The sequence below is a fragment of the Bradyrhizobium sp. CCBAU 11386 genome (genome assembly GCF_028128955.1).
In the GTDB taxonomy this organism is placed as follows: Bacteria; Pseudomonadota; Alphaproteobacteria; order Rhizobiales; family Xanthobacteraceae; genus Bradyrhizobium.
Genome location: NZ_LBKA01000150.1, coordinates 1 through 11,571 on the forward strand (window position 1 = coordinate 1; position 11,571 = coordinate 11,571).

Here is an 11,571-nt window from a genome sequence, read left to right on the forward strand (position 1 = left end):
AAACGACGCGAAGTGCGGCTTCTCGTGCCACTCGGTGGTGCAGAACCGCGACTACGTTTCCTCGGACTACGGAAAGAGGTGAGAATCGGATAGTGTTGACGGAGGGTCGTAACGACTGCGCCGAATAATGGCGCATGTCCGCACCTGGCCTGTTCGAGACATGCATGTCCGATCTGACAGTGTCCGGTTATCCGGTCAGACCGGAAGACCTCCCCTCAGGGGCAAACCGACGCGATTGACCCTTGGCTGAAGTGGTCGAAGACTTGCGGCTAGCTATAGTCAAAATTGTTCGATTGCTACCAAGGCGGAATTACTTGAGTGTGATGAGCTGGCGATCGACCAAGCGTTTGAGCAAGGCCGCCCCGCCGCACTGTTTTGCGATGGACCCGGGATCAAATGCTCCGTCGCTGACAAAATACCCTGTCGTGTAATACGACGTGCAGCTCCAAAGAAACGGACTGTTGATTTGATTTCTCCGATATCCAAATCCGTTCCACCTTTCCAGTACAAACAGAATTCGGCTAATGCTCCAGTCCTGGTTCTGCGTGACCCCTTCCAGCTGGAGCGCATCCATAGCGCTTTCTTCCCAGGTAAACGGCGGCTTCCCCGTGATCGGTCTTCCGACGGGGACATGCACCGTTAGGGCGGTAAGAGGATCATCATTGTGTAGGTGCGTCTCGAAATTGTTACCCGTCGCTACATAGTGCAGCACACCAACAACAAACCACGGTATGCCTGTTTTTCCTTCAATGTCTGAATATCGAGCTTTGCCTTCAAGAATCTTATCAACGATGCCGTCTACTTTCTGGTTTCCGCCAGTAAGACTCACGCTCTTGAACATCCGATCGTATTCGGGTGCCAGAGAGAGGAAATTTACAGCGTTTGTCGGAGTTGGAATTCGTTCCTTGCGCGCTATCAGTCGATCGAGGTCGTCCTTGGCAAATTTGACTGGCGAGACCCCGTTGATCAGCTGCCACGACCATGTTGTCAATTCCTGAGGGAGATCCTTTTCCGTGGATGTCAGGATTTCTTTAGCGATCTTCACATATTCAAGTGAGATTTTGTCTTTATCGATTGCTGTCTGCTGTGCCTGCTGAATTTGCGCGGCCTTCTCTTTGTCATGTTCAATTGTTGTCTGAATTATCCAGCCGCCCACCCCGATGATGATCGGAATTGCCGCCGTCGCAAAGATTTTCGCGATCTGCTCGGCCTTATTGAGGAACGGAGAAGAGGCGTTACCGGTCTCAGCCTTGTCCGTGGTTTGTGTCATGTTCGCCTCGCGTCGTGCATTTGCACGGGCCATCTCTAGGTATAACTAAAATATGCGACAGGTAGTGCCAGACTTCAATGCACCTTAAGCGCGTAGCATGGAAGAGCGGCAACTGGCCCGCTGCTGCCGACTTGCGGCGCTGCATCAAGTCGGCAGCTATCCGGGGCAGACCTGCCGTGGTGCTAACGCATTCGGGAAGGCAGGCCGTGACCCGATGTATGGTCCGGCCGCGCGTTGCAAGAGGTTTCGTCAACCTGGCAGATGCGGTCTTGCATCAATGTATCCGGCGTCTGATTGGAGCGTATGCTCCGGGCCATCATGGATATCAGCGCGCATGCGAGCTGATTAGCGGACAGGCCTCGAACGGGCCATTCGGGTCACCAGTGTTCGCATGCGCCGGGAAGACCGATCCTCCATTGTCGTCTCATCCTCTCGCAGACCTCGGCAGGTAAGGGACGCCAAAACGAAATCGATCTGGTGTGACCCGGACAATGATAATAGCGTCTTTGCTATTGTGCCAGAGCGCGAGGATCAGAGCGACCCTCTGCACCATCACACAGCGCCAGGTTGAGGAGGAATGCAATGAACGATGTGACGACACGGCCGAACAGTCTGCCTTGGCCGCCGATCATCTATTTGGCGGCGATCGCCGTCAGCGTCTTGTTGAATGTATTCTATCCGCTCCCATGGTTCGGGCAGCCGCTGTCAAGTATCCTCGTTGTGCTCGGCTGGCTGATGATAGTGGCATGCGTCGCCCTAAACATTTCAGCCATCCGCGCAATGCGCCGGGCGGGAACGACTGTGAGGCCGGATCGCGGTACGGATCACCTCGTCATGGACGGCCCCTTCTCCATTACGCGCAATCCGCTCTACGTCGCCGGCACGTTGCTTGTACTGGGGATTGGACTGGTCTCGGGCATTGCGTGGTTTTTGCTCCTCGCGATCCTCGCCGCATTCACAGTGCAAAAGCTCGCCATCGAGCGGGAGGAAAGGCATCTACACGCGCGATTCGGGGAGACCTATCTGGATTATGCCCGTCGCGTGCGGCGATGGATTTAGTTAGCCCATGTCGATGGAGGTGCTCGAAGCGCTTGCTTGCATCGCGGAGATCGAGCGCAAGATCGACAACCTGTTTCGCCATCGACCGGTAACGGAGCGAAAGAGGATTGACGGCGCTGGTTCGTTCGCATGCACAACGGGATCTGCGCGGCGTGACCGATGCCAAGGTGATTGAAGGTGACCTCGGCTCTCGCACTTAATTGGAAATCTTTGGCACTTTTCTGTGGTCAGCCCGTTCATCATGGGTTCAGTGCAAATGACAAAGCTGACCTGGTCGCAACGCTTGCAGGAAATCCTGACGACGTTGTAGGCGCAGAGCCACTTTCCAAAGGGAACAAGTTCATGATTAGTCGGCGTCTCGTACTTGGAATGATCGCGGCAGCTACCACGATCGACGCGTCTCGCATCGCGTTCGCGAAGGAGAAGCGCCATCTGAATGGAAAAGACCTGCTTGGCGAAAACATCAAAAAGAATGGCAAGCACAAGATCCATACGACTGGAAAAAAAGTCGATGTGTTTGCCGAAGTGAACAACGGCAAGGTTACCGCTGTTACCGCCGCCGGAATGCAAGTGAAGAAAGTGAAATCTCGTCAAAAGCTGGCTGAGACGACACCTGGGATAACACTTGCCAGCATGCAGCTCGCACACGCCGACGTCTACTACTACGGCTATTGGGTTTATGACGATCTTACCGATACCTACATTTGGTTCCCGGCCGACTACGTGATCGTAGATTCGTCCTGGGTCGAGTATGTAGCTTAGGCTGCGGGAGCGATCGGGCAAGCAATCAAGCGTCGGCCCGACCTGCATTGCGAGCCGCGAGTTATCCGCGGCTCGCAAAAGAACACCGCTGAGACTTGTCTGACCAGGTGTCATCGGGTGAACCAATGTGGCCTCGCGCCGCGTTCGACGGCTCTTGTCTTGCGCACGTGTATCCGTACGCGAGGCCTCATAGAAAAAGGCCACGGCCAGGAAACGTCCGGAAGCAGGCGCGTTACCGCATCAAGGCAGCAACCCTCTTGAGGGAGAAACCTATGCGAACCCAGATTTTCGCAATCATGGTTGTTGCCGGAAGCGGAATCGCTTTTTCCGCAACCGCGCAACAACAGCCCGGACCGCAGCAGGCCGCACCTAGCCCGCAAACCAGCGAACAGATGCACCAGGATTCGGACAAGGGACTTAAGGCGGACGAGCAGGCCGGCGAGCAGATGCAGCGCGAAGCAGACAAAGGAATCAAGACCCGCAATTCAGGGGAGTCCGGATACGTGGGCAATCAAGACAAATCGGGTGCTTCTGCCCATCCTCCGGGCCGGCCGGAAACCGACCAGACCACGGGGTCAACCATGGGACACAAGTCCCGCTAACCATCGTTCGCGTTCGAAGCGGCTCCGCCCGAGTTTCAGTGGCGGAGCACCTTCGCGTTCCCCGGCCCCGACCGGGGCAATGACCCGCCGCCGGCTCCTAAAGACCTGAAAAGTTTCAATTTGCTTCGCGCATCCTCGACATTTCCGGTGTTGGTCCTTCGCGGACCCGAACCGCGGATCCGGTGATGTCCGCTCACAGTGGCGGAGCAGACCATCTACCATGGACGCGCCGACTTCCGAGTTTGACCCAATGTATGGTCCGGCCGCGCGTTGCAAGAGGTTTCGTCAACCTGGCAGATGCGGTCTTGCATCAATGTATCCGGCCTCTGCTTGGAGCGTGCGGTGCTCCGGGGCCATCATGGATATCAGCGCGCATGCGAGCTGATTAGCGGACAGGCCTCGACCGGGCCATTTGGGTCACCAGTGTTCGCATGCGCCGGGAAGACCGATCCTCCATCGTCGTCTCATCCTCTCGCAGACCTCGGCGGGTAAGGGATGTTGGTTACGTCATCGATCGCACCTCACTTCGCGCTGTTCCTTTGTTCGTGCCTGGCGGTCGTTCCTTCGTCCCGGCCTGGGCGCGCAGATGCGCCGCGCGTAAGGGCCGTCAAGGCCGGCCGTCGTGCTGTCCTGGCGTCTTGCGCTACCGCTGCCAGGCTGCGCCTTGACGGCCCCGAGCACGGCGCAAAGATCAGGCAGGTCGGGACGCCATCTCCGCCGTCTTAACGCATTCGAAGCCCCGTCCCTTGTTGAGAACCGCCCACGCGATCCGGGCGAGCTTGTTGGCGAGCGCAATCGCCAGCACGTTGTGGTGCAATCGTTTCTTGGCGGCCTCGATCCAAGACTTGAGGCCATAGCGCTCCCAACACTTGACCTTGACCAGCACGATCCACGCGGCTTGCACAAACAGCGCGCGCAGGTAGCGATTGCCGCGCCTTGATATCTTGCCGAGGATCGTGCGGTCGCCGGTCGAGATCTGCTTCGGCACCAGTCCAAGCCAGGCGCCGAAGTCGCGGCCTTTCGAGAGCTCGTCTCCAGTGCCGATCGCGGGCCACCATTGCGCTCGAGATGATCGGGCCAATGCCAGGCACCGTCATCAGTCGCTCGCAACCTTTGTCTTGACGAGCCCACGCTTCGATCTCGCTGGAGAGCCCTCAATGCGCGCGTCCAGGTGGCGCCAGTCCGCCGTCAGGTCTTCGACGATGCGCAACATGCGAGGCGAGAGCACATCGGTGCGTGTTGCCAAGATACCCGGCAACTCGGACCGCAGGGAACGCAGCCCTTGCCGCACGGCGATGCCGCGCTCCAGCAGGAACGCGCGGATCTGATTGATGACGCCGGTACGCTGACCGACCAATCGATCGCGGACGCGGTGCAGCGCCTGAAGGTCGAGCTGATCGGCGGTCTTGGTCGCGACGAACTTCATGGTCGGGCGCTGGACAGCCTCGGCGATGGCTTCCGCATCTCGGAAGTCATTCTTCTGTCCCTTCGAATAGGGGCGCACGTATTTCGCGGGCATCAGGCGGGCGTCGTGGCCAAGCATTTGGAGCTTGCGACTGAGATGATGCGCCCCGACGCAGGCCTCCATACCGATCAAGCACGGCGGCAGGTTGGCGAACCGCGTTTCCACCTGGCCGCGTGACCACTTCTGCCGCAGCACGATGGCACCGCGGTGATCATGACCCACGAGGTGGAACGAGTTCTTGCCGATATCAATGCCGATCACGGCGATCGCTGCGTTGAGTTTCTGAGACATGGCGTGCTCCTTGTCTTTGAGCGCCCCTTGCCAGCTTCTCGTACTGGCAGGGCCGGGGCACGGCCGGACCATTCCATTAACGGACATCGGCGAGCAGACCACAATCGGCAGGATAGCAGCGAAGCTCTGGATTATTTTTGCTGAGAGCAATAAGCTGCAGCTTGAAATCCCCGGAACTGTTGTCTTCGAATAAGGCGTCAGAGCAATTCGCAGGGGAGGGACGAATGAGCATAGTGCTGCGACCCGGCGCGCCGTCGGATGCCACCGTTTGCGGCAAAATCTGCTTCGAGGCGTTCAGGGCGATTGACGACGAGCACAACTTCCCGTGGGATTTTCCGTCGGCGGAGGTGGCCACGCAGGTGTTGATGATGCTGCTGTCCAACCCGGGGTTCTACTCGGTGGTCGCCGAAAAGGACGGAAATGTTGTCGGCAGCAACTTTCTCGACGAACGCGGCTCGATTGCCGGACTCGGGCCGATCACAGTTGATCCGACCTCACAGAACGCGACGATCGGGCGCCGATTGATGCAGGCTGCGCTCGACCGCGCGAGCGATCGGCGTGCGGCCGGGGTGAGGCTGCTGCAATCCACATTTCACAATCGTTCTTTGTGTTTGTACGCCAAGCTCGGCTTTGACACCCGGGAGACGATCTCGAAAATGAACGGCGCGCCGCTGGGCGTCAGATTGCCGGGGTACGACGTGCGTCCGGCCCGTGCTGCCGATCTCGCGGCCTGCAACTTGTTATGCCAGCGGGTTCACGGTCACGATCGTGGCGGCGAACTCGATGATGCGATTAAAGCGGGGACGGCGCGGGTCGTTGAGCATCTCGGCCAGATCACCGCCTACGCGACAGATGTCGGATTCTTCGCCCATGCCGTCGCCGAGAGCAACGAAGGTCTGAAGGCCCTGATCGGATCTGCTCCGGGCTTTCCCGCGGCGGCTTTTTGGTGCCGACCCGCAATAGCGAACTATTCCGCTGGTGTCTGCAAAATGGCCTCCGACTCGTGCACCAGATGACTCTAATGACGACCGGCCTCTACAACGAGCCTAAGGGCTTCTATCTGCCCTCGGTGCTTTATTGAGCAAGGAGCCTCGGCGCCGCGCATCAGGGCCGAGCTTCTGTCCATGGCCCTAGCCGAACAGCACGTTAGCCGTGAGATGGTCAGCTCCTGAACGTGGACCGGAAATTGCTCACCTCGCTCTTGATCAACGCTTTTGACCCGAACCGGTCATTGGGTGGCCGTCCCGAATGCGTGCGCAAAGGGTGGAAACTTGCCGTATGGGGCGCCTGTCGGAACGACGCGATCGCGGCAAGGAGCGGACATGGTCCCGCATATGCGCTGAGGCTTGGTCACGGCAGCGCCGGATCACTCCGCGGGGCCGTTGAATGGAAATCGCTACGAAGCGGGCGACCTTACCCGCCGCGCTTGAGTACCTTGATGATGGCTCAAACCCACAGAATCACCACAGGACGGTGGTCGTCGAGCAAGTTTTGAGCAGCCTATTAATGTGCGACTTGGGAAGCTACCGACATCAATTCCTCGGGATTCGGTGCCCTGAACGTATTGAAGCCCCCCTTCAGAACTTCAGTGAAGCTCCAGCGTACGATGCCCTCCCGGTCGATTAGGAACTGACCGACAAGCTGCCCCTGGTCGGAAGCCATCATCTGGTGATCGGATTCCGTAATCTCATATCCTTCCTTCTTGTTGAGAAACTCGCTGTATGCCATCACGCCCACAGGCTCAGGCAACTCGCCCGGGAGATGGATCCGTATCGCCATGATCGTGTCCATCCCGACCTCGCGCAAGCCGAAAGCACGGTGCGAGGCCCGCTCCGGGTCGGACGCCGCAAGAAGATCGGGTGCCGGGTGGTACCGGAAATAGAGCCGCGCCCGTTCGACCGGCGTATTGACCACCGCCAGGCATTCGACGCCTTTCTCATGCAGGGCCGAGTTGAGTTGCGTCATCGCCGCGATATGGCGCCGGCAGAACGGACAGTGAAGGCCTCGAAACAAACCGATCAATAACGGGTTACGGCCTCGAAAATCATCGAGCGCGATCTTGCCGTCGCGCGAGATCGCATCGAGGACAATATTCGGGGCCTGGTCGCCCGGCTGCAGCGGACGGTCGACGTTACTCGTGGGCATGGACACCTCCTCGCCCCGGATCAGTCAAGAAAAGGCAGCACGTCGTATGGCCAATTCGCAGGCCTGCTTGCGGACCCTGTCACGGCGCGAAGCGCCAACTGAGTGCACTGTCAGCGTAGTTCGGTCACGGTAATTCGAAGCCGAAGCAGGCGGCGCGGCCGTTGGGAGACTGAGCGCGAGGGCGTGAACTGGAAAACGGTGTGAGCCCGAGCTCGTCAGGTCCGCTCACGGGCACAAACAGACCTCGCGCGTGAACGCGTTGAGGTCCGGAAATGGCACAAAGCGTCAGTTTGCGAGGTACAAGGCCATGTCCGGAGCTGGGGGTAAAGCCGACCTGCCGGTTCAATGCCGGGACTTCTCACTTTGACCCTTAGCGGACTCCATTCCTTCTGAGCGGTAGATGGAATGAACGCGGCGTCTCAAGGTGCTACCGGCGTCTCGCGGCTCGAGCCCCGCCACGTGCGATGCTTCGCCTCGGTATTATTGGCGTCTCAGAGAAGCACCGGTGTGGAAATTCGTTCGAAGGCCGACGCAGCGCAACCAGTTGCCGTCGCGCCTCGCATGCCAAATCCTCGGCCGCCGCGCCTCTTCCGTGGCACATGCCATGGGCCGTCAGGCTCAGTTTTGCGGCAGTCCAGCCTTCCTCAGCCCGTCGAACAGGTGCTCGGCGTCCTCCGGGTTCTTGTAGGCGGCGGTGCGCTTCCATCGGTCGATTGTAAATCCGGGCTCGATGCGCCGCACTTCATCGGCCTCGGTGCGGGCCTCAGCAAGCTGTCCGGTCTGGGCATAGGCAGCGGCCAGCCAGAGATGGCCGATACGAAAATTGGGCATGCGCCACGCGCATTCCCGGAGCGGCGGCACCGATTCCGGATAGCGCTTGAGCATATAAAGCGCGAGGCCGGCATAGCCCAGCCTGCTTGCGTTCTGGAACGGTTCAAGCCGCAGATTAGCCTGGAGAATTTCGATCGCGCGTGCCGGCTGTCCCGCAAACACCAGGCAGAGACCGTGGCCGGAATCGAAAAAATTGGGATTGAGCGACGACGCCAGCTGATATTCCGCAATCGCCGCTTCGTACTGCCTTTGAAACAGCAGCACCCAGGCAAGCTGGGCGTGTGCCTCGGGCAGATTGCCATCAAGCTGGACGGCTTTTCGGGCGAACTCGTGGGCGCGATCGAGGCCGGCCTGCAGCAGATAATCACCATCGCGCGGTTCGAGGTAGGTGGCGACGTGCGACCGCGCGAGCATGGCATAGGCGCGCGCATAATTCGGGTCTATCGACAGCGACTTTCAAGCAGACGCCGCGCCTCGTAGGTCGAGGCGACAGCGCTTTCGGTGTGTCCCGACCAGTAGGTTTGCGCACCGCGCAGGTAATAGTCATAGGCTTCCCAGGCCGCCGGCGGTTTAAGCAAGGTACGCTCAGCCTCGGCCATGTTCAGATAACCGGCAATCACAGTGACGATCGCGCGGGTGACCTCATCCTGGACGGCGAAGACGTCGCTCACCTCGCGGTCATAGCGTTCGGCCCAGCGATGGGCCCCGGAAACCGCGTCGATCAGCTGCGCGCTGATGCGGATGCGATCGCCGGCGCGCCGGACACTGCCTTCCAGCACATAGCGGACGCTCAGTTGGCGGCCGACATCGCGAACATCGAGCGCCTTGCCCTTGAACTGGAACGTCGAGTTGCGCGCGATCACGGCGAGTTCGGAGAACCTCGACAGCTCGGTTATGATGTCCTCGGTAATACCGTCGCTGAAATATTCCTGCTGCTGGTCACCACTCAGGTTTGAGAACGGCAATACGGCGATGGAGGGCGGATCGGCTCTCCGCTGCTCGACACCGGCCCTGGTACCGGTGGCGAGAGGCGTCGCCGCGTCCGCCGCCGTGGCAGCATTCGCCGGATGCTGCGAGACGGCAATCGAAAAGCGGTATCCCCGGCGCGGTACGGTTTTGATGATCTTCTGGTCAGTATCGGCGATGGCCTGACGCACTTCGCTGATGCAGCGCGCCAGCGACTCGTCGGTCACGATGACGTTCGGCCAGACCGCCTCGATCAGCTCGTCCTTGGTCACCAGCCGCCCGGCGTTCTCGACCAGGCAGCGCAGCACCTCGAAGCTCTTGGGACGCAAATCGACGTCGCGATCGGCGGACCGCAGACATCCTTGTGCAAGATCCAGCGTATAGTCACCGAACTGAAACGTCATAAGCGCCGCGTCTTCTTTTTGCCGCTGCCGGACCTACCCATTGATGAGCGCCGCATGCCTTAGTTTCATTCAATTTCAGGGAAATTGCACGGTTCGTTCAAGACGGGAGGTCATGTTTACCGCACAATCTGCCGTAGTTCCATCGAGCGAGTTGGAAGTCCTCAAGCACAGAGCAGGGTACCAGGATGATCACCAAGCGACACTTCTCATTGGGCCTGTGTGCAACTGGCCTGGCATCGATAGTGCCGGGCGCCTGGCAAACTGCGCGATCGCAAGCCGGCGCCAGGGGCGCGAGGATCATCGTGGGTTTCGGACCGGGCGGTGCGCTCGATGTCGTGGCAAGGCTGCTCGCCACCGCGATGAAGGACTATGCCTCCCCGTTCATTGTCGAAAATCGGCCCGGCGCGAGCGAACGCATCGCGCTCGAGGCCGTGAAATCCAGCGCCGCTGATGGATCGACCCTGCTGCTGACAGGGTCCTCCTCGATGGCCATCGTTCCGCATGTCTACAAAAAGCTCAATTTCGATCCGTTGCAGGATTTCACGCCCGTCACGCCCGTTTGCAGCTTCCCGTTTACGCTCGCGGTGGGGCCGATGGTGCCCGCCCAGGTGAAGACGCTGGCCGATTTCATCGCGTGGGGCCGCGCCAACCCGAAGCAGGCAACATACGGCACGATCGGGGCTGGTTCGCTGCATCATTTCATCGGTGCCGCATTGGCGCGCGCCGCGGGATTCGAGTTTGTTCACGTACCCTATCAAGGTCTGGCTGCGGTCCAGGACTTGCTGGCAGGCCGGATTGCGGCGACGATATTCCCGTTGGGTACCACGCTTCCCTATGTCCGGTCTGGAGAGCTTCGGGCGCTCATGACCACCGGGACGCAGCGAAGTCCGTCCCTTCCTGACGTGCCGACGGTCAGGGAACTCGGATATCCCGACATGGAGGATGACGATTGGTTCGGCATCTTCGCTCCGGCAAAAATGCCTGCGGAAGCCGTCGATTCCCTCAACAGCGCGATCCGCGCCGCGCTCAGGACTGACGATGTCAAAGTCGGCATGGCGAAATTGTCCCTCGATCCAACCGGAGATTCGCCGCAAGGATTCGCCCGGCTGGTCAAAGCCGAATTTGACCGGTGGGGGCCGATCGTGGAGGCATCCGGATTCAGGGCGGAGAACTGAGATGCGAACGCCCCATCAGATTCTCGGGCCGTTTTTCCCAGTGTCGTCAAGACCTGCGACGCAAGGCGACCTGACGATCGTCGAAGGCGTCGAGGGGCGCGCGAAGGGCGAGATTGTCGAGGTGAGCGGCCGCGTGCTCGATCTCCGCCGCGAGCCAGTTCGTGGGGCGAAGCTGACGATCTGGCAGGCCAACACGTTTGGCCGGTACGTGCATCCAAATGATTCCAACCCCGCGCCGCTGGATCCAAACTTCGAAGGTTTTGCCACCATTCGATCCGGCAGCGATGGCGCGTACCGGATCAAGACAGTGAAGCCCGGACCATATCCGGTGGGGCCCGACTGGATGCGAGCTCCCCACATTCATTTCGAGGTCGAAGGTCAATTCGAACGGCTGGTTACGCAGATGTATTTTCCGGGCGAACCGCTGAACGCGTCCGATCGGTTATTGATGTCTGTGCCCGAGCCCGATCTGCTGATCGCCAAACCTCTTTGGCAGGGGAACGGTCACCATCGCATGCTGGAATTCGATATTGTCCTTGCGCGTGGCTGAATACGATCGCTTGTGGGTACCGCTTCTTAATATTCCTGCCCGGCGATGTCC

At 59.6% G+C, this 11,571-nt stretch carries 10 protein-coding genes and 1 pseudogene; 6 read left to right on the forward strand and 5 right to left on the reverse strand.

Translation table 11 applies throughout. From position 1 onward, the window contains the following. Positions 1-310 precede the first annotated feature (310 nt). Positions 311-1,270 (reverse strand): hypothetical protein, encoded by a 960-nt coding sequence (locus XI09_RS09655; protein WP_271566628.1) that lies wholly within the window; start codon positions 1,268-1,270, stop codon positions 311-313. A gap of 582 nt (positions 1,271-1,852) precedes the next feature. Between XI09_RS09655 and XI09_RS09660 the strand changes: the two genes are divergently transcribed. The 3 genes from XI09_RS09660 (at position 1,853) to XI09_RS09670 (ending at position 3,693) form a co-directional block, all read left to right on the forward strand. Continuing rightward, positions 1,853-2,329, forward strand: coding sequence for a methyltransferase family protein (locus XI09_RS09660; protein ID WP_271566629.1), 477 nt, complete (start codon positions 1,853-1,855; stop codon positions 2,327-2,329). A gap of 177 nt (positions 2,330-2,506) precedes the next feature. Continuing rightward, entirely contained in the window at positions 2,507-3,091 is a 585-nt protein-coding gene (locus XI09_RS09665; protein WP_271566630.1) for a hypothetical protein, read from the forward strand. Positions 3,092-3,363: 272 nt separating this feature from the next. Continuing rightward, positions 3,364-3,693: a hypothetical protein gene (locus tag XI09_RS09670; RefSeq protein WP_271566631.1), complete on the forward strand. Its 330-nt coding sequence runs from the start codon at positions 3,364-3,366 to the stop codon at positions 3,691-3,693. Positions 3,694-4,384: 691 nt separating this feature from the next. Here the strand turns inward: XI09_RS09670 and XI09_RS09675 are convergent. Further along, a pseudogene (locus XI09_RS09675) lies at positions 4,385-5,449 on the reverse strand (IS110 family transposase). A gap of 224 nt (positions 5,450-5,673) precedes the next feature. Between XI09_RS09675 and XI09_RS09680 the strand changes: the two are divergent. Continuing rightward, entirely contained in the window at positions 5,674-6,465 is a 792-nt protein-coding gene (locus XI09_RS09680; RefSeq protein ID WP_271566632.1) for a GNAT family N-acetyltransferase, read from the forward strand. A 487-nt stretch (positions 6,466-6,952) separates the two neighbouring features. On the opposite strand, the gene XI09_RS09685 is transcribed toward XI09_RS09680, so the two are convergent. The 3 genes from XI09_RS09685 to XI09_RS09695 all read right to left on the reverse strand — a co-directional run bounded on the left by XI09_RS09685 (position 6,953) and on the right by XI09_RS09695 (position 9,795). Further along, positions 6,953-7,594 carry a peroxiredoxin-like family protein gene (locus tag XI09_RS09685; RefSeq protein ID WP_271566633.1) on the reverse strand — a complete coding sequence of 214 codons (642 nt, stop codon included), beginning with the start codon at positions 7,592-7,594 and terminating at the stop codon, positions 6,953-6,955. A gap of 618 nt (positions 7,595-8,212) precedes the next feature. Then, positions 8,213-8,839 carry a tetratricopeptide repeat protein gene (locus tag XI09_RS09690; protein ID WP_271566634.1) on the reverse strand — a complete coding sequence of 209 codons (627 nt, stop codon included), beginning with the start codon at positions 8,837-8,839 and terminating at the stop codon, positions 8,213-8,215. A gap of 26 nt (positions 8,840-8,865) precedes the next feature. Next, entirely contained in the window at positions 8,866-9,795 is a 930-nt protein-coding gene (locus XI09_RS09695; RefSeq protein ID WP_271566635.1) for a winged helix-turn-helix domain-containing protein, read from the reverse strand. Positions 9,796-9,980: 185 nt separating this feature from the next. Here XI09_RS09695 and XI09_RS09700 point away from each other — a divergent pair, with 185 nt between their 5' ends. Continuing rightward, on the forward strand, positions 9,981-10,970 hold the full coding sequence (locus XI09_RS09700) for a Bug family tripartite tricarboxylate transporter substrate binding protein (protein ID WP_271566636.1): 990 nt from the start codon (positions 9,981-9,983) through the stop codon (positions 10,968-10,970). 1 nt (position 10,971) lies between these two features. Further along, entirely contained in the window at positions 10,972-11,520 is a 549-nt protein-coding gene (locus XI09_RS09705) for a protocatechuate 3,4-dioxygenase (protein ID WP_271566637.1), read from the forward strand. Positions 11,521-11,571: the final 51 nt, after the last annotated feature.